The organism is Micromonospora sp. NBC_01655 (genome assembly GCF_026339755.1).
Lineage (GTDB): Bacteria > Actinomycetota > Actinomycetes > Mycobacteriales > Micromonosporaceae > Micromonospora.
This window is the reverse complement of record NZ_JAPEQF010000001.1, coordinates 3,756,335-3,775,173: the sequence shown is the minus strand read 5'-3', so window position 1 is coordinate 3,775,173 and position 18,839 is coordinate 3,756,335. Positions and strand designations below refer to the sequence as shown.

The window sequence follows — 18,839 nt, the reverse complement described above, 5'->3', positions numbered from 1 at the left end:
TCACCGGGTGCCCCCCACCGTGACGCCCAGGCTGCCGGACCGGGCCGCGCCGTACCGGCGGAACCGCTGCCGGCGGCGGCGTACCAACGTCGCGGGCGGCACGTCGAGCAGCGGGGCCAGGTTCGCCAGCACCGCACGGCGCAGCAGTTCCCCGGCGGCCTCCGGGTCCGCGTGGGCCGCCGGCGCCGGCTCCGCCACGATGTCGTCGGCGATGCCGAGCGCGCACAGGTCCGGCGCCGTCAGCCGCAGCGCCCGGGCCGCCTGCGGGGCCGCGGAGCTGTCCGGCCAGAGGATCGCGGCACACCCCTCGGGGCTGATCACCGAGTAGACCGCGTGCTGGAGCATCAGCACCCGGTCGGCGACCGCGAGGGCCAGCGCCCCACCACTGCCGCCCTCGCCGGTGACCACCGCGACCACCGGCACCGGCAGGCTGCTCAGGGTGAGGATGTTCTCGGCGATGGCCGCCGCCTGCCCCTGCTCCTCGGCACGTATCCCGGGGTCCGCCCCGGGGGTGTCGACGAGGGTGACCACCGGCAGGCCCAGCCGGGCGGCGAGCCGCATCAGCCGCAGCGCCTTGCGGTGCCCGGCGGGGCTGGCCATCCCGAAGTTGCGGGCGACGAGTTCGGCGGTGTTGTGCCCCTTCTGGTGGCCGATGACCATCACGTGCCGGTCGCCGAGCCGGGCCAGCCCGCCGACCACGGCCGGGCAGTCGGCGCCCAGCCGGTCGCCGTGCAGCTCGACGAAGCCGTCGAACGCGGTGCCGAGGTAGTCCAGGGTGGTCGGTCGGCCCGGGTGGCGGGCCGTCCGCACCGTGTCCCACGGATCGCCCGCGCCGGCCAGGTCCCCGTCGACCCGACCCTCGTCGACCCGACCTGCCGGCGCGCCGGCGAGCCGGCCAGCCGGCGCGTCTGCCCCGGCGCGGCCGGACGGCATCTCGCTCGTGGCCCGGCCCGCCGTGACGGCGAGCCCGACACGGACGTGGCCGGCCGGCCCGGCGGCGGGCTGGCGGAGCACCAACTGCCCGGCCTCCGGCCGGCACACCGGCCGCCGGTCCGTCGCCCGCCGCTCCGCGCGGGCGCAGTGGGCCGCCGCGAGCAGCGCCAGCAGCCGCGCCCGCAGGGACCGCCGCTGCACCACCATGTCGACCTGGCCGTGCCGCAGCAGGAACTCGGCGGTCTGGAACCCCTCGGGCAGGGCCCGCCGGGTGATCTGGCGGATCACCCGGGGGCCGGCGAAGCCCATCCGCGCGCCGCTCTCGGCCAGCACCACGTCGGTGTTGGTGGCGAACGACGCCGCCACGCCCCCGTACGTCGGGTCGGTCAGCACGCTCACCGTCAGCAGCCCCGCCTCGCGCAGCGCCGCCACCGCCTGGCTCACCGTGGCCATCTGCATCAGCGACAGGGCGCCCTCCTGCATCCGCGCCCCGCCGGAGGCGGTGACCAGCACCAACGGGACGCCGTCGGCCAGCGCCCGCTCGGCGGCACGGGTGATCAGCTCGCCGACCACGCAGCCCAGGCTGCCGCCGAGGAACCGGAAGTCCATCACCGCCAGCGCCACCGGGTGGCCCCCGATCGTGGCCGTGCCGCAGACCACGGCCTCGGTCAGGCCGGTGCCGGACCGGGCCGCCACCAGCCGGTGCGGGTACGGCAGCACGTCGACGAAACCGATCGGGTCCACATCGTCCGGACGGTCCGGCAGGACGACGAAGGAGGACGGGTCCACCAGCTGACGCAGCCGCTCCGGCGCGCCGAGCCGGACGTGCGAGCCGCACTCCGGGCAGACGTCCAGGTTGCGCCGCAGCCGCTTGCGGTAGAGCAGGGCGGCGCACCCGTCGCAGCGCGACCAGAGTTGCTCGCCGCGACCGACCGTGGCGGTCACGACCGCCGCCCGGCTGCCGGGTCCCCGCGGTGGCAGCAGCCCGCCACCGGTGCCCGCCCCGGCCGCCCGGTCTCCCCCGGCCGGACCTGGCGGTCGTACGGCGGGCACGGCGACCGGTGCCGGCCCTCGGCCGGGCGCGGCAGCTCCGTCGCGCCGGGCCCGGCGAAGACCCTGGCGCACTGCTCGACGGTGGTCGGGACCACCTGGGCGACGATCATCGAATGATCCATGGACGTGCCTCCCTAGGGCGCGTGGCGGGCGTGGCCTGGCCCGTCCGTCACGCGGGACGACTGCCGTCACGGTGCGCGTGCCACCGTCACGGCGGCGTCACCACCGAACGCCGACCGGACACGATCTGTGGTGACGATGCGTTGATGCAAGCTGTGAACAATCCATGCCGGACCTTTGAGCCACCTGACGGTGGCGACAAGTTTTCGCAGTTGAGAAGCTGTCAACCAGGCGGCACGGCTCCAACCTTCCCAGACACCATGTTGACTCACCGTAATCGGTAGGGTTAACCTCCGAGAGGGCCAGCCCGGCGGTCGCGGCGCTCGGCCCGGTGCCTTGTGGAGCCACCGGCGACAGTGGCGTCCCGGGTACGCCGCGCCGGGACACACGACAGTCCGGACGAGGTCCGGTGCAGGGGGTGCCGCCGTGACCGCTGATCCGCCCACGCCGACCAGGCAGGACGATCCCTCCCCATCGGTCTCGCTGCACCTGCTCGGCGGCTTCCGCCTGCTGCACGACGGGACCCCGGTCGTCGTGCCCCGCGGGCTGCAACGGGTCCTCGCGCTGATCGGGCTGCGCCCCGGCGCAACCCGCAGCCACCTCGCCGGCCTGCTCTGGCCCGAGGCGCCCGAGGAGCGCGCCCTGTCCTCCCTGCGGACCGCGCTCTGGCGGCTGCGCCAGGACCCGTGCTGCCCGCTGGTCACCACCGGTGACACCGCACGCCTGCACCCCCGCGTCCGGCTCGACGTCGACGAGCTGACCACCACCGCCGCCCGGGTGCGCGACGGCGACGACCCGGGCACCACCAGCGCCGCCCGCACCGCCGGCCGGCACGACCTGCTGCCCGGCTGGTACGACGACTGGGTGCTGCTGGACCGGGAACGGCTGCGCCAGCTACGGCTGCACATGCTGGAACAGATGGCCCGCAACCACATCGCGGCGGGCCGGCACGGGGAGGCTCTGGAGGCCGCGCTGGAGGCGATGGCGGCGGAACCACTGCGCGAGACCCCGCACCGGCTGGTGGTCCGCATCCACCTCGCCGAGGGCAACGTGTTCGAGGCCGTGCACGCCTTCTACGCCTACCGCGACATGCTGCTGCGGGAGCTGCGCCTGGAGCCGTCCCCGGCGATGTCCGCCCTGCTGCACGACACGCTGGCGCCGATCCGGCAGGCCACCCGGCCGGCCGCGCCCGAGCCGCGCCGCGAGCCGGCCCCCCGCACCGGCCCCCGCCCGCGCTGACCCGTCACCACTTGCGCACGGACCGTGACGGCAACGTGACAGGACGGCCGGCAGGGTGGGCGGCAACGGTGCACATGGTCACCCGACCGTGATCCAGGAGCACCACCGGCGGGAGGGGTCCCATGAGTCGTCTACTGATCGTCAGCCGAATCATCCCCGGCGCGGAAGGCCGGGTGGCGCAGATCTTCGCCGAAGCCGACGCGACGGAGCTGCCGGGCCTCACCGGGGTCCGGCACCGCTCCCTGTACTGCCTGCACGACCTGTGCGTACACCTGATGGAGACCGAGGACGTCGACCCCGACGCCCTGGCCGAGGCGCGCAACCACCCGCTGTACCTCCAGGTCAACGAGCGGCTCTCCGCGCACACCTCGCCGTACCTGCCGACGTGGCGCTCACCGCGCGACGCGATGGCCGGCTGCTTCTACAACTGGGACGCCACCCCGTCGGTCAGCACCACCCGCACGGCCGGCTGACCCGGAGCCGGCCCCGTGTCCGCCAAGGGTCCACACGTACTGGTCATCGGGGCCGGCACCGGCGGCCTGTGCCTGGCCCACGGGCTGCGCCGGGCCGGCCTCTCCGTCTCGGTGTACGAACGACACACCACCCGCGCCGACGGGCTGCTCGGCTACCGCGTCGGCATCAGCCCCTCCGGCAGCAGGGCGCTGCGCGAGTGCCTGCCGCCGGAGCTGTTCGACACCTTCGTCGTCACCTGCGCCCGCGCCCCCCGCTACTTCAACGTCATCACCGAGCGACTGCGCCAGACCGCGTCGTTCGAGCTGCGACCGGACACCGACCCGGTCGACACCGAACGCTCCGTCGCCCGGATGACCCTGCGCCAGGTGCTGCTCACCGGCCTGGAGGACGTCGTCCACTTCGGCCGGACGTTCACCCGGTACGAACAACGCGACGACGGCACCGTCACCGCCCACTTCGCCGACGGCAGCAGCGCCACCGGCGACCTGCTGGTGGCCGCGGACGGCACGCACTCCGCGGTCCGCCGCCAGTACCTGCCGCACGCCGCCAGCCGGGACGCCGGGACGATCAACATCGCCACCCGGATCCCACTGACCGAGCACACCCGCGAGCTGATCCCGCAGCGCCTCCAGCAGGGCATCTCGCTGATCTTCGGCGCCGGTGGAATGATGGGTGTGCTGCACGTGATGGAGTTCAAGTGGGACCGCCACGGCGAGATCAAGCCCGGGGTCGGCGCCGCCGACACCGCGCTGTTGCGCCGCTGGCCGGGCCTGCGCCACGACACCACCCGCGACAACATCAACCTCATCGTGTGGAGCGCCACCCGCCGGTTCCCCGCCGACATCATGCGGCGGCGGGGCGGCGAACTGGTCGAGGTCGCCCAGGAACTCACCCGCGGCTGGCATCCGCGACTGCGCGAGCTGCTGGCCCGCTGCGACCCGGGCAGCGCCCTGCCGGTCAAGGTGTCCACCGCCGAGCCGGTCGCACCGTGGAAGAGCAGCACCGTCACCCTGCTCGGCGACGCGATCCACAGCATGACCCCGGGCCGTGGGGTCGGCGCGAACACCGCCCTGCGCGACGCCGCCCTGCTCACCCGGCAGATCAGGCTGGCGGCCTCCGGCGACAAGACCCTGGTGCAGGCCGTCGCCGACTACGAGGCCGAGATGATCCCGTACGGCTTCGCCCGGGTCGCCGAATCGTTGCGCAGCAGCGGCACCAGCGGCGACGACGCGCTGTACCGGCCGGTGATCGGCCGGCTCGCGCTGCTCGGGGCACGAAGCTACTTCGGCGTGAGCAGCCGGGTGCCCGCGCTGCGCCGCAGGTTCGTCGACGACTTCTACACCTACCGCGGCGAGGCCGACTGAACCAGCCGGCGTGGCCCCGGCACCGCCTGGCGGTGCCGGGGCCACCCGCCGTCCGGAGCCGTCCCGGTGCCCCCGATGGACGCCGGCGACGGCGGGGCGGGCGCCGCCCGGCGACGCGGGCGGTACGCGACGCCCGCGCACCACGTTCGGTAACCCCACCGCCACCCCCGGTGCAAAACACCCCACAAGTGCTGTAACCGCACGGACCTCCCTGTCGCCGGCCCGGCGCGTGTGCGAAGCTGCGACGGATTTTTCTCGCGACTTTTCACCAATCACGCTCACAAGAGGGAGGTTTGCCGTGCCGTCGACTTTCGGGCAATGGCTGATCGTGATCCTGGCACTGCTGCTGGGTGCGGCGGCCGGATGGGTGCTACGCGGCCGGCAGGACGCGCCGGCCACCGGTACGCCCATCGTGGCGGGCGACCCCGTCGCCGGGGTGGCCGTGGTGTCCGGCCCGGCCGCCGAGGCCACCGTCGACGCGCACCGGCCGGAGGCGACCGTCGCCCCGGCCGTGGCCCCGGCCGCCGTGGTCGACCGCCCCGCTCCGGAGACCGCCGACGCGACCCGGCCGGGCGCGGTCCTCGACGACAGCGACCCGACCGTCTTCGCCGACGACAACGCAACGCCGAAGACCGACCTGTCCGCCGGCGAGGCCCGGACGGACGACGAGGCCAGCCCGGCCGTGCCGACCACCCCGGCCCGCGCCGAGGCGGCCCCGGTCGAGGACATCCCGGTCGAGTCCGTCCCCGCGGCAGCCGCCACGGTCGAGACCACGGCTGCGGAGGCGGCTCCGGCCGAGACCGCCCCCACCGAGACCGCCCCCACCGAGACCGCCCCCACCGAGACCGTTCCCGCCGTGACCACGCCCGCCGAGGTCGGTGCCGAGGAGGTCGTTCCGGCCGAGGCCGTTCCCGTCGCGGCTCCCGCGGCTGAGGAGGCTCCGGCTCCCGCGGCTGAGGAGCCGCTGGTTCCGGCGGTTGAAGAGGCCCCGGTCCCGGCAGCCGCCAAGCCCGTCGTGCCGGCACCCCGGGCCGCCGCCGACGACGCCGAGCCGGCCCACGCTGTTCCCGGCGACGCCGCCGAGACGCCCGCCGCCGAGACGCCCGCTGCCGAGGCCCGGGACGACGTCGAATCCCGGGACGACGTCGACGGGTCCAGCCCGTCGACCCCCGACGCGGCCCCCGTTCCCGCGCCGGCAGCCGGGGCCGGAACCGCCGACGACTTCCGGCGCATCCAGGGCATCGGCCCGAAGATGGCCACCGCGCTCCAGGCGGCCGGCATCCGCACCTACCAACAGCTCGCCGACCTGGACGAGGCGGCGCTGCGGGACACCATCCGCGCCGCCGGCCTCCGCGCGGCGCCGGCCCTGGCCAGCTGGCCCCAGCAGGCCAAGGTGCTCGCGGGCGCCCCGGCCGAGGCCGACCGGGTCCTCCCCGCGCCGGTCGGTGCCGACGACGCGTCCTGACCTGCGACGCCGGGCGGTGGCTCCACGCGGGGCCGCCGGCCGGCGCGGCGCCGGCCGGCGGCCGTCAGCACCCCGGCCGACGGCGCGCTGGTTTCCGACACCATGTTCAGCCTCAGTCAGCCGGAGGCGGCGCAACCTGGCCGCCTCCGGCTGACGGTCACCGCGGGCCCCGGCAACGGTCGGCCCGGCCACTGACCGAACTCGGACACCCCTCCCACCGGGTCTGCCTCGGACGCCGTTTAGCCGATCGTCGCGGGTGGGTACAACGGGCTCACCTCGACCCACCACAACCCGGGAGGAAGCCATGCGGCGTGGCCCGTCGATTTTGGGAATCATCCTTGTCATCTGGCTCGTCATCGGCGCGATCGCCGCAGGCCAGCGTGGCTACTACAAAGGCGACGACACCAACTGCGCCGAGGCGGGCACCATCCTGGTGACCATCGTGGCCGGCCCGCTGAACTACATCGGCGCCAACCCGAAGGTCGACTGCGAGCTTCCCGAACCGTCCAAGTAGACCCGCCGTGTCCGGCCCGCGCCCCACCCCGGGGACGCGGGCCGTCGCATGTCCGCCCGTCCCCCCGGCCCGCCGTCAGCCGCCGACGTGGATGCCCGGACGGCGGGACGGGTCCGGTTCGGACTTGCGGATGATCTCCCGCACCACGGGCGGGGTGTCGCCACGGCCGAGGATCAGGTACCGCAGCAGGTGGGCGATGGGGTTCCCCTCGGACCACTCGAAGTGGGCGTGCGGGCGCACCCCGGTGGCGTCGCGCAACGCGAGCAGGATCGCCGCGATCGCGTTCGGCACGGCGGGGCTCGCCGCCCGCAGCACCCGGTATCCGCCGGCCTCCACCCCGTGCACCCGCAGCACCCGGCTGAACTCCGACGGGTCGACCACGTCGATCTCCAGGAACAGCACGTCGGCGGCTCCCGGGACCGGGTTCATGCCGCGCTGCGCGCGTTCCTTGACCCGGTACTCCTTGACCGCGCCGCTGTCGCGCCTGTTGGCGATCAGGTGCAGCCGGCCGTCGTGGGCCAGGGACTCGGCGACGAACCGGCGGGCAGCGTCGTCGAACTCGATCCGCTCGGCGCGCAGCTCGGTGGTGCGGGTGACCCGGGAGATCAGCGAGACGGCGACGATGCCGGCCACGAACATGCCGGAGATGGCGATCCCGTCCGGCTTCTCGATCACGTTCTCGGTCAGGGCGTAGATCAGCACCGCCGTGAGCACGGCGAAGCCGGCCGCGGCGGTCCGCTGGCGGGCGCGGGCCGCCGCGATGGTCACCGCCACCGCGCCGGAGACCATCATCGCCAGGATGCCGGTGGCGTACGCGCCGGCCTGGGCGTTGACGTCGGCGCGGAACGCGACGGTGATGGCGATGCTGATCAGCGTGTAGACGATCACCACCGGGCGCACCGCCCGGCCCCACTCCGGGGCCATCCCGTACGAGGGCAGGTAGCGCGGCACGATGTTGATCAGGCCGGCCATCGCGGAGGCGCCGGCGAACCAGAGGATCAGCACGCTGCTGACGTCGTAGACGGTGCCGAACCCCTCACCGAGGCGCTCGTGGGCCAGCCAGGCCAGCGCCCGCCCGTTGGCCGCGCCGCCGGGCTGGAACTCCCGCGCCGGGATCAGCACGGTGGTGACGAAGGTGGTGCCGACCAGGTACACCGACATGATCAGCGCAGCGGTGGCGAGCAGCCGGCGGGTGTTGCGGATCCGGGCGGCCAGGCGCCGGGCGGCGTCCGGGCCGTTCCCGCGTACCAGCGGCATCATGCTCACCCCGGTCTCGAAGCCGGAGAGTCCCAGCACCAGCAGCGGGAAGGCCAGCACCGCCGGGCCGACCACGTCGGCGAACCCGGTGCCCCGGGCGGTCAGCGCGGTGGCCCAGTCGCCCACCGTGCCCGGGTCGGCGGCGATCTGCGCCAGCCCCGCCACGACGATCACCGCGTTCAGCCCGAGGAACACCACGACCAGCGGGATGGCCACGGTCACCGCCTCGCTGAACCCCATCAGGAACACCCCGCCCAGGACGAGCAGCAGCACCACGGTCACCGTCACCGCCGCAAGGGCGCCGTGCGGGGCGGACGCCGGCAGGTACGGGTTCTCCAACAGGTGGACGGTGGCGTCGGCGGCCGACAGGGTGATCGTGATGATCCACGAGGTGGCGACGAAGCCGAGCAGGACGAGGACGAAGATCTTGCCGCGCCAGAACGGCAGCAGCCGCTCCAGCATCGCCACCGAGCCCTGCCCGTGCGGGCTCTCCCCGGCGACCCGCCGGTACATCGGCAGCATCCCGAACAGGGTCAGCGCCACGATCAGCAGCGTGGCCAGCGGGGACAACGCCCCGGCGGCGAGCGCCGCGATGCCGGGGAGGTACGACAGGGTGGAGAAGTAGTCCACCCCGGTCAGGCACATCACCTGCCACCAGGAGTGGGTCTTCGCCTGCGCCTCCCCGGTCTCCGGCCCGACCGGCTGCACCAGGTGCTGGAACAGCCAGCGGCGCAGCGGGCCCGCGGGCTCCTCCCGGGGGGCGGGACGCTCGACGCACGCCGGGATGGCCCCCGGGCCGGGGCCGCCGTGCCCGCCCAGGCGCGGGTCCCGGGCGGCCCGCGCGGCCGGGCTCGGCTCCCGGCCGCCCCGATCCGACCGACCCGGGTCCCGGCCGGCGTCCCCGTCGCCCGACGGGCCCCGGGGCTCGCGAGGGCTCCGGCCCGGGGCCGGCGCACGCCGGTGCTCCCGGCCCCGCCTCGGCCGCGCGCCGTCCCACCGCTCCGCCATGCCACGCCACCCCTCCACGCCCTGCTCCGACGGTAGGCGGTGCCGGCGGCGCCGCCCGCCGGAACGGTGAGGAAGGCCGGCGCAACGGCGCGGCGGACCCGGCGGGTACGTGCCGGCGGGACCGTCGACCTCGCCCGGGGACGTACTCCAGCACCCGGTGGCCCCGGTCGTCGCGGCCCAGCGGGCGGGGCCACCGGGAACCCGGCACCGCACGGGTGGGTCAGCAGCGCGTCGACCGTGTCGGCCCACGGTCCGGCCGGGCGCCGGAGGGTGTCGCCGACCCGGTCGACCCCGGCGGTGGCGTTGCCGGGCAGGGGTTCGCCGGTCGTCATCCCGCCATCCGGCCCGGGACATGGGGATGCCCCCGCGCTCCCCCCGGCAGCGCGGGGACCCCCCGTCCCGGCTACTGCAGGAACGCCCCGAGGGGCGACAGCAGCAGCCGGCCGAGCGCGGCGGCGTTGTCGTCCAGCCGTTCGCGCTCACACTCGCGGGCCTCCGGATCGTGCCGGCAGCGCCAGATCTTCTGCGCGTTGCGCCAGGCCACGTTCCGGGTGTACTCCACCAACTCGCCCTGGTACCAGTCGTCGATGTCGCCGTTGAGCATGTCGATCATGAGCTGCCAGTTGTCCAGGTAGCCCCGGCGCAGCTCCGGGATCCGCTCCGCGAAGATCTGGTTGATCTCCAGGTAGTCGTGGTGCTGCTCGCTGCCGTCGACCGGCTCGGACTCCAGGCTGTCGAACGTGGTCACCAGGGCGAACGGCAGGTCGTAGTTGATGTGGGCGTTCACCCCGGCCGCCGCCGAGGGCAGTGGCCGGGCGTCCGGGCCGCGCATCCGCCGGAACAGGCACGACCAGGCCCGCGGCGTGACCGGGCTCGACTCGGTCCAGTACCGCAGCGCGTCGAAGTAGCGGGCGGCGAACTCCACGTCGAGCCGGGCCAGGAAGACCGGGTCGGCGAAGCGGTCGTCGTACAGGCCGTTGAGCACGCTGGTGGTGATGGTCAGGTAGAGCTCGTTGAAGTCCGCGAGGGGACAGCTCCGCTCCAGCGGAGGCAGCCGGACCAGCAGGTCCTGGAGCTTGGTGAGGTGGTCGACCACCGCCGGCACGTCCGCCGGGTGGTCGGCCAGCAGGCCGACGATGTCCTGGTGTACGGGGCCCCAGACCGGTTCGTCCATGTCTCCTCCACTGTGGTCCGGGGCACCCCCCCGTGCCGCCGACGTCGGAGCACAGCCTTTCAGCCGGGACCGTGCGGCGGATCAGTAGAACGACGTATACGCAACCGACCGACGTACGTCGGCGCCTACTCGGGACGGTTGCGTAGGAAGATCGCGCTGGCCTGCACCCGGGTACGGACCTGGAGCTTGTCGAAGATGTGCGAGACGTGCACGCCGATGGTCCGCTCGCTGATGAACAGCCGCTGGCCGATCTCCTTGTTGGTCAGCCCCTCGGCCACCGCGGCGAGGACCTCGCGCTCCCGGGCGGTGAGCGCCGCCAACTCGGTGCCGGCCGGCTCGGCGTCGGCCGGGGACCGGCCCTCGACCGAGGTGCCGTGCGCCTCCAGCGGCACCCGGGCCCGGCTGGCCAGGGTACGGATCTCGGTGCTCAGCGGCACCGCGCCGAGGCCCTGGGCCACCTGGTACGCCTGGCGCAGCAGCTTGCCGGCGGTCGCCGTACGGCTGCGCCGGGCCAGCAGCGCCTCCGCCTGCCGCAGCCGCGAGTACGCCGCCGGGTACGGGTGGTGGCGCCGCTCCCACTCGGTCACCGAGCGCGCCCACAGCGCCGGGTCGCTGTTCCCGTCCAGGCGGCTCAGCTCGGCGTCGCACAGCGCCAGGAACCCGTCGACCACGTCGCGCACCGAGCGGACGGCGTGCTCGCTCTTGCGGGCCACCCGCTCGGCCACCTCGCGCAGCCGGCGTACCGCCGTCCGGTCGACCGGCACCGTGCGGGACGCGTACGCCTCGGCCTCGGCCCGCAGCCCGTGCCAGACCAGCGCGGCGAGGATGCCCACGTCGTCGGAGCGGCTCTCGGTCAGGCCCCGCTGCACCGCCTGGCGGGCCAGGTCGTGCCGGCCCTGCCACATCGCCAGGCCGGCACGCAGGGTGAGCAGCGGGATGACGTGCCGGGCGCCGCCGCCGGCCAGCACCGTGGCGACCGCCTCCAGGTCCCGGTCGGCGGCCTCGATGTCGCCGTAGCCCACCCAGAGCCGGCAGCGGGCCAGCAGCAGCTCCACGGCGTCCGCGCCGGAGGGGCGGTGCCGCAGCGCCGCCGCGACCACCTTCTCCGCCTCGGCCCACTGCCCGACCCGGAACAGCCCGTTGGTGGCGATGGCCAGCAGCCGGGTCTCGTACGTGCGGCCCAGCCCCAGCTCGGCGACCCGCTCGGCGCCCCGGCGGGCCACCACGACGCCCTCCTCCAGGATGTTCAGCGGGCCGGTGAGCAGCTCCGCCAGGTGCAGGTACGCGCACGCCACGTCCTCCGGGCGGCCGGACCGCTCGGCGGTGGCCAGGGCCTCGCGCATGACCGCCAGCCCGGCGTCCGGGTCCTCCAGGTACGCCTCGCTGAACCCCAGCGCCATGCTGGCCAGAACGACCTCGGAGACCGACCCGTCGACCTCGGCGGCCAGCTCCAGGGCCTCCCGGGCCCGGTCGCCGGCGTCGGCGTACCGGCCCAGGTGCAGCAACAGCTCGGCCAGGTGCGCGGCGGCGGCGGCCCGCTCCCGGGAGGTGCAGTCAGCCGCCGCGAGGGCCCGCCGGTACTCCGCCTCCGCCGGGGCGGACCGGCCGGCCGCGGCCAGGTAGCGGGCCCGACGGATGTGCAGCGCGCAGACCGGGGGCGCGCCGTCGGCGGTGGCCAGCTCCTCCAGCAGGGCCAGCGCCCGGGCGTGCTCGCCGCAGTGGTGCGCCGCTTCGGCGGCGTGCCGCAGCAGGTCCGCGCGGTCGACGTCGAGACTGCCGTCCACCACAGACGTCCCGGTGGCCGGGGCGTCGGCCAGTTGGAGGGCCACCGACCAGTGCCGGTGGGCCTCGGCGTAGCCGTGCAGCCGCTCCGCCTCCCCAGCGGCGGCCACCGCCGCCGGCAGGGCGCGGGCGGGCTCGCCGGCCAGCCGCCAGTGGTGCGCCAGCCGGGCCTGGTGCAGCTCCGCCGGAACCGAGGTCAGCGCCTCCGCGTACCGGCGGTGCAGGGCCGACCGCTCGGCGGGCAGCAGTTCGTGGGCCAGCACCTCGGCGACCAACCGGTGCCGCAGCCGGTACCCGTCGTCGTCGCCGACCAGCAACCGGTGCGCCACCGCCGCCCGGACCGCATCGATCAGCTCCTCCTCCGGCAACCGGGTCACCTCGGCCAGCAACCAGTGCGCCACCGGCTCCACCCCGACGGCCACCGCGTGCACCACCGCGTGCGCGGGCTCGGGCAGGGCGTCCACCCGGGCCAGGAACACCTCCCGCAGGGTGTCCGACAGCCCGTCCCGGCCCTCGCGCAGGTCCCGCGCCAACTCCTCGACCACGAACGGGTTGCCGCCGCTGCGCTGCCACACCGACTCCGCCGTCTCCGCGCCCAGCGGCCCGCCCACGATCTCCGCCGCCAACCGCTCGGTGTCCGCCCGGCCCAGCGGGGCCAGGTCGAGCACCCGCACCGACCGCAGCCGGCGCAGCTCGGTCAGCACCCGGCGCAGCGGGTGCGCGCCCTGCAACGACTCGGCCCGCACCGCCGCCAACACCGACAGTTGCAGGTCGCCCAGCCCGGCGAGCAGGTAGAGCAGCAACTGCCGGGTGCTCCGGTCGACCCACTGAAGGTCATCGAGCACGAGCACCAGCGGCCGGCCCTGGGCCACCAGGTGCAGCCCCCGCGACACCCGCTCCAGCAGGGCCCCCGCGCCGTCCGGGCCGCCGGTCTCCTCGGCGAACATCTGCAACAGCCCGCGCACCGCCGACGCCGTCCGGGCGTGCGAGGCGGTCAGGTCCGCGTCGAACCGGCGCAGCGCCTGCAACAGGGGGTGCAGCGGGGAGGCGTCGCCGATGTCGAGGCACGCGCCGGTGAGCACCAGTGCGCCGGCCGCACGCAGCCCGTCGCCCACCTCACGCAACAGCCGGGTCTTGCCCACCCCGCTCTCGCCCGTGAGGAAGACCGCCGCCGTCTGTCCCGGCCCGACGTCGTCGAGCAGCGCGGACCGCAGCGTCGCCACCTGGCCGGCACGGCCGACGAGCGGCGCGGTGTCCACATCGCTGGCCATGGCTCGCAGCCTAGTCACAGGTCCCCGGACCGTTCTACGGGTCTTTGCCGCCACTCGTACGCCTCGCGTCGACATTGCGACTAAAGGTTGCGGGGGGCCGACATACGTCGTTCTGCCGATCCCCCGACCTACCGGTGGTGGGAGTCTCCTGGGGTCGTCAGGCACCAAACGGGGGGAAGGACGGTGCGATGCCAATGTCCACGATCGTCACGGGAGCGCAGGTCACGGCACCGGCGGACTGGCCCGTGCCGGAGGAGCGGCGGACGGTCAGCGTGCTCTTCGCCGACATCGTCGGCTCGACCGCGCTGGTCGACCGGCTGGACCCGGAGGAGGTCCGGGCCCTGCAACGCGCGTACTTCGACACCGTCGCCGGGGTGCTGGCCCGGTGGGGCGGCGTGGTCGAGAAGTACGTCGGCGACGCCGTGATGGCCCTGTTCGGGGCCCGGGAGTCCGACGGCTTCGACGCGTACCGGGCGGTGCGGGCCGGGCTGGAGATCCAGCGCGCGCTGGACGGGCGGACGCTGCCCGGCGTGGCGGCCCTGCGCACCCGGGTCGGGGTCGCCACCGGCGAGGCGCTGGTGGACGTCGCCGCGGTGCGCGACGGCGCACACGGCACGGCCAGCGGCGCGGTGATCACCGCCGCCGCCCGCCTCCAGGAGCACGCACCGCCCGGCGCCGTCGTCGTCTGCGCGGCCACCCGGCGCGCCACCGCCGGCCTGATCACCTACCGCGCGCTGCCCCCGCTGACCGTCGCCGGCAAGCCCCGGCCGATGGACGTCTCGATCGCCGCCGGCCCGGCCCGCCCCGAGCAGGTCGGCCACCGTGGCCGGCTGGTCGGCCGGCGCCGCCCGCTGGCCACCGCACGGGACCAGGTGCTGCGGGCGGTACGCGAACGCAACCCGCGCTGGGTGTCGCTGGTCGGCCCGGACGGCAGCGGGCGCAGCCGGATGCTGCACGAGCTGCGCCAGGCCGTCGGCGCCGTCGACGGGACCCCGGTGCGCTGGTGCGTGGTCGCCTGCCCGCCGTGCCCGCAGCGACCGGTCGGACCCGTGGCCGACCTGCTGCGCGCGTTCGCCGGCGTACGCGCCGAGGACCCGCCGGCCACCGTCCGCCGGCGGCTGCTGGCGGCGGTGGACGGCCTGGTGCCGCCGGTGCGGGCGCTGTCCACGGCCGTGGCCCTGGAAGGGTTGCTGGACGGGTCGTTCCCGGCCGGCGCGGTGGTCTGGCAGTGGCTGCTGCTGCGTCAGGCCGCCGTGCAGCCCCTGGTGGTGGCGGTGGACGACCTGGACCGCGCCGCCCCGACGGTGACCCGGTTCCTGCGCGGCCTGTTCGCGGCGGCCGTCGCGCGGGGGCTGCCGCTGGCGGTGGTGACCACCCACCGTCCGGAGCGGGCCGACACCCGGCCGGGGCCGGCCGACCGGCGCACCGAGGTGCCGCTGCCGCCGCTGTCCCAGGTGGAGACCGGACGGCTGCTGCGCCAACTACTCGCCCGGGCCGGCCGGCCGACGGCGCTGGCGGCGCGGCTGCTGCCCCTGGTCGGCGGCCTGCCCGGGGCAGCCGAGGCGTACGCGCGGCGGGTCACCGAGGGGGCGGACCCGGCGGCGGCGCTGCCGGACCGGGTGCGCGCGAGCGCCGGCGTCCGGCTGGACGCCTGCGACGGCGCGGAGCGGGCCGCGACGATGGTGGTCGCCGCCCTGGGGCCGGCGGTCCCCGCCGCGACGGTGGACCGGGCGGTCGGCTGGGCGCCGGGGCGGGCCGAGCCGGTCCTGCGCCGGCTCGCCGGGCGCGGCCTGCTGCGGCGCGCCGCCCAGGGCGGCTGGTCCGTCGCCGATCCGGCGCTGCGCCGGGTCGCGCACGACCGGCTGCCCAGGTCGGTACGGACCGAGATCGCCCGGCGGGCCGACCGGGCGGTCCCGGCCGGGCCGCACCTGGCGTCTCGGCCGGTCGGCGCGGCTGGGCGGGCCGAGGCGGTCCCGGGTCACCCGACGGGCCCGGCGCGACCGGCCAGCGGGGCACCTGTCCACCCGATCGGCGCGCCCCCGCCCCGCCGTCGGGGCGGCCCGCCGGTGCGGACGGGGCGGTCGCCAGCCGCCCGGCTGGTCCGCACCGCGCTGCCCGGCCCCGCCGTGGCTGCCCGCCCCGCGCCCGCCGGCCCGGCCCTGGATACGCCGCGGTCCTCGCCCGCCGGCCCGCCCAGGGGTCCACGCCTCACGATCGCCGGCCCGCGCGGCGCGGCGGGGACTTCGCGGCTCGCGGTCGCCGGTCCACCCGCCCCGGCCGTCGGCCCCCGCCGCGCGGTCGCCGGTCCGCCCGGCACGACCGGGGGCCCACACCTCTCGGTCGCCGACTCGCCAGCGCCCTGTTCCCGCGCGTCGGGCGGCCCGGCGACGCCGGCCGGCCGGCCGGCGCGGGAGATCCGGCGCGAACCGGGGGACGGCCGGCCGGCCCGGCCCGATCGGCCCGGTCCCGGCGACGCCGGCCCGCCCCAGGACCGCTGGGCGCCGGTCGTCCGTCTGCGGGAGCGGGCGCTGGTGCCGGCGGCGCCCGACGGGGCAGCCAGGTCGGCGGATCCGGTGGACCGGACGGGAAGCGCCGACCGGACCGGTGCCGGGCCGGGCGACGGGGCGACGACCGCGCCGGGCGCCCCCGGGCGCACGACGACCGGCGCGGCGACGACCGGACGGACCGCAACCGGCACGGCTCCGGCCGGTGGCGCGGCGACCGTCCGGACGACGATGCGCCGGACACCGACCGGACAGGCGGCGGCCGGACGGACGACGGTTCGGACCGTGGCGACGGGCCCGACGGGGGCAGGCCGCCCGGCCCCGGGGACCGGCCCGGCTCACCTGGCGGTGGCGGCCTGAGGAAGTGTTGCGCAACCGATCGACCACCTGAGGTCATCGATCCCGGAAGCCCTGGCACCGGGAAGAGGACGTTCGGCTGGGTGGCCCGCTGTCGCCGGCTGTGCCGGGACCACCCGAGTCGGTCACCGCCACCGATCCGTCCCGGGCGTCAGCGACCGTCGAGGAAGGCGAGCACGCGTTCCCAGGTCAGCTCGGCGGCGGCCGGGTCGTGATCAGGGACGCCCGGGTCGGTGAAGAGGTGACCCGGGCCCGGGTAGCGGTACACCGAGAGGTCGGCGCCGGCGGCGGTCATCGCCCGCTGCCACGCGTCGACCTCGTCCTGCGGCTCGTACTCGTCGGGATCGGCGAGGTGCAGTTGCACCGGCAGGCCGGGCCGGACCGTCTCCGGCGGGCCGGCGATGCCGTGCAGCAGGAGCAGGGCGGCGGCGTCGGGGCGCTCGGCGAGCAGTTCGGCGGCCACCCAGACGCCGAAGGAGAAGCCGGCCAGGACCGTGTCGGGCGGCAGGTCGGCCACGGCAACCCGGGCCCGGTCGAGCACGGTCTGCTTGCCGACCTTGTCGAGCAGGGCGAACCCCGCCTCGACGGTGTCGGCGGCGGGCTCCCCGTACAGGTCGGGGGTGACGACCCGGTGCCCGGCGGCGCGGAGCCGGTCGGCGGCGGCCAGCACCGCCGGGCGCAGGCCGTAGACGGAGTGGAACAGCGCGATCTGACTCATCCCACCATCCTGACCCACGGGTCCGACATCCACCGACGGTGGGCGCTGCCCGCCGGCCCGGTGGGAGGCGTCAGCCCCGCCCGCCGCCCTCGGCGAGGGTACGGCTGCGGCCACGAAGCCCGGCGACCACCTCGCCGCCGTCACGAGTGACGGTGACGGGCCGGGGCCGAGCTGGAGCGTCCGCAGCTCGGCCACGCCGGCCCGCTCCACCGGTTCGAGTTCCTCGGGACGGGGGTCCGGTCCTGCGCAGCGCCTCCTGCGACGACGGTGGCGCGGCCGGCGGTCGCGCCGGGCGACCCGCATACCGTACGCCCGTACCGGTTGTTCCAGCAGGTGGACGCCGGGGCGACCCGCCCGGCGTGGACACCCGAGGGTCCCACTCCGTCACGCACCGGGATCGCACAATGGCGCGGAGTTACCGACTCTTGAGAGGAGCGCCCGATGACGAGCAGCGGAGTCCGCCACGAGGCATCCCCGTCCGCCCCTGCGGCCGTCCCCCGGGTGCCGCCGGCCACCCGCCGGGAGGACCTGGTCACCGTCCTGTTCGGCGCGTGCCTGACGGCCGGGGCGATGTCCGACGGTTGGGCGCACAGCAACATCGTCGAGACCATCGAGGGCTTCTTCACCCCGTGGCACGGCCTGCTCTACGCGGGTTTCGCCGCCACTGCGGCGTGGACGTTCTGGCTGGCGTACCAGCGGCGCGACGCGGCGCCCCGGTGGTGGCGGGACGGCTTCCCGGCCGGCTACCGGGTCGGCGCGATCGGCGCGGTCACCTTCCTGCTCGCCGGCCTGGCCGACCTGGCCTGGCACGAGGCCCTCGGGGTGGAGGTGGGCCTGGACGCCGCGTTCAGCCCGAGTCACCTGCTGCTGGACGCGTCGGCGGTGCTGCTGCTGACCAGCCCGCTGCGGTCCTGGTGGGCCAGCGGGGAGCAGGGCGGACGGTCGGCGACGGGGGTGGCGTCGCTGGCCCTGGGCGTGATGGCGCCGTCGATCCTGCTCACCTACGCGTCGGCGTTCCTCATCCTCGCGCCGACCCGCGCGATCGGTGCCGTCGGGACGCAGCAGACGGCGGTCCTCGGCGTCGACGCGTACCTGATCACCACACTGGTGCTGGTCGGGCCGTTCCTGCTCGCCCACCGGCGGCGGGCCACCCCGGGCGCGGGCGCGGCGCTGGCGGCCGGGGTGGCGCTGTTCGACATGGTGATGCACGAGTTCCCGATGCCGCAGGTGTGGGCCGCACTCGGGGCGGTCTGCGGCGCGGGCCTCGCCGACCTGCTGCTGCTCCGGCTGGACGCCGTCCGCGGGCGCGACGCCGCGCTGCGGCTGCCGGCCGCCGGCGCCCTGCTCGCCGGGCTGGTGGTCGCCGGGCACCTGGCGGGGCTCGCGCTGGCCGCCGGGATCGGCTGGACCCCGGAGGTGACCACCGGCGTTGTCACCCTCGCCGCGCTCCTCGGGGCCCTGCTCGGCGGCCTGGCCGCCCGGCCAACCCCGGCCGAGGTGCCCCGGCCGGGGCCGGCCGGTCCCGCCCCGGCGGGACCGGAGGCCGCCGCCCCCGGTGCGCCGGCCCCGGCGGACTCGACCCGCTGACGCCGACGGGCCGCCCACT

General features: G+C 76.1%; 11 protein-coding genes and 3 pseudogenes. 7 read left to right on the top strand and 7 right to left on the bottom strand.

The window, feature by feature from the left end:
* From OOK41_RS31925 to OOK41_RS17380, 3 genes and pseudogenes are all read right to left on the bottom strand, one after another.
* A pseudogene (locus OOK41_RS31925) lies at positions 1-813 on the bottom strand (acetyl-CoA carboxylase carboxyltransferase subunit alpha); the annotation flags it as partial.
* 270 nt (positions 814-1,083) lie between these two features.
* Positions 1,084-1,878 (bottom strand): annotated as a pseudogene (gene accD / locus OOK41_RS31920) (acetyl-CoA carboxylase, carboxyltransferase subunit beta); the annotation flags it as partial.
* A complete protein-coding gene (locus OOK41_RS17380) occupies positions 1,875-2,108 on the bottom strand; it encodes a hypothetical protein (RefSeq protein WP_266265950.1) in 234 nt (77 codons plus the stop codon). The pseudogene accD and the gene OOK41_RS17380, both read right to left, overlap by 4 nt.
* A 424-nt stretch (positions 2,109-2,532) precedes the next feature.
* Here OOK41_RS17380 and OOK41_RS17375 point away from each other — a divergent pair, with 424 nt between their 5' ends.
* From OOK41_RS17375 to OOK41_RS17355, 5 genes and pseudogenes are all read left to right on the top strand, one after another.
* Complete coding sequence (locus OOK41_RS17375) at positions 2,533-3,345, top strand: BTAD domain-containing putative transcriptional regulator (RefSeq protein ID WP_266265949.1); 813 nt, start codon at positions 2,533-2,535, stop codon at positions 3,343-3,345.
* A gap of 122 nt (positions 3,346-3,467) precedes the next feature.
* Positions 3,468-3,818 carry a TcmI family type II polyketide cyclase gene (locus OOK41_RS17370; RefSeq protein ID WP_117669224.1) on the top strand — a complete coding sequence of 117 codons (351 nt, stop codon included), beginning with the start codon at positions 3,468-3,470 and terminating at the stop codon, positions 3,816-3,818.
* A 15-nt stretch (positions 3,819-3,833) separates the two neighbouring features.
* On the top strand, positions 3,834-5,183 hold the full coding sequence (locus tag OOK41_RS17365) for an NAD(P)/FAD-dependent oxidoreductase (protein ID WP_266265948.1): 1,350 nt from the start codon (positions 3,834-3,836) through the stop codon (positions 5,181-5,183).
* A 1,216-nt stretch (positions 5,184-6,399) separates the two neighbouring features.
* Positions 6,400-6,648: pseudogene (locus tag OOK41_RS17360) on the top strand (helix-hairpin-helix domain-containing protein); the annotation flags it as partial.
* A gap of 304 nt (positions 6,649-6,952) precedes the next feature.
* Complete coding sequence (locus OOK41_RS17355) at positions 6,953-7,162, top strand: hypothetical protein (protein ID WP_117669226.1); 210 nt, start codon at positions 6,953-6,955, stop codon at positions 7,160-7,162.
* Positions 7,163-7,237: 75 nt separating this feature from the next.
* Here the strand turns inward: OOK41_RS17355 and OOK41_RS17350 are convergent, their stop codons facing one another.
* The 3 genes from OOK41_RS17350 to OOK41_RS17340 form a co-directional block, all read right to left on the bottom strand.
* Positions 7,238-9,427 (bottom strand): amino acid transporter, encoded by a 2,190-nt coding sequence (locus tag OOK41_RS17350; protein WP_266265947.1) that lies wholly within the window; start codon positions 9,425-9,427, stop codon positions 7,238-7,240.
* A gap of 403 nt (positions 9,428-9,830) precedes the next feature.
* Complete coding sequence (locus tag OOK41_RS17345) at positions 9,831-10,601, bottom strand: DUF5995 family protein (protein ID WP_117669227.1); 771 nt, start codon at positions 10,599-10,601, stop codon at positions 9,831-9,833.
* Positions 10,602-10,726: 125 nt separating this feature from the next.
* Complete coding sequence (locus OOK41_RS17340) at positions 10,727-13,654, bottom strand: helix-turn-helix transcriptional regulator (protein WP_266265946.1); 2,928 nt, start codon at positions 13,652-13,654, stop codon at positions 10,727-10,729.
* Positions 13,655-13,842: 188 nt separating this feature from the next.
* Between OOK41_RS17340 and OOK41_RS17335 the strand changes: the two genes are divergently transcribed.
* Positions 13,843-16,518, top strand: a complete 2,676-nt coding sequence (locus tag OOK41_RS17335; RefSeq protein WP_266265945.1) for an adenylate/guanylate cyclase domain-containing protein — start codon at positions 13,843-13,845, stop codon at positions 16,516-16,518.
* 148 nt (positions 16,519-16,666) lie between these two features.
* Here OOK41_RS17335 and OOK41_RS17330 read toward each other — a convergent pair whose 3' ends face one another.
* Complete coding sequence (locus OOK41_RS17330; protein ID WP_117669229.1) at positions 16,667-17,233, bottom strand: dienelactone hydrolase family protein; 567 nt, start codon at positions 17,231-17,233, stop codon at positions 16,667-16,669.
* A 441-nt stretch (positions 17,234-17,674) separates the two neighbouring features.
* Here OOK41_RS17330 and OOK41_RS17325 point away from each other — a divergent pair, with 441 nt between their 5' ends.
* Positions 17,675-18,820, top strand: a complete 1,146-nt coding sequence (locus OOK41_RS17325) for a hypothetical protein (protein WP_266265944.1) — start codon at positions 17,675-17,677, stop codon at positions 18,818-18,820.
* The last annotated feature ends 19 nt before the right edge of the window (positions 18,821-18,839 follow it).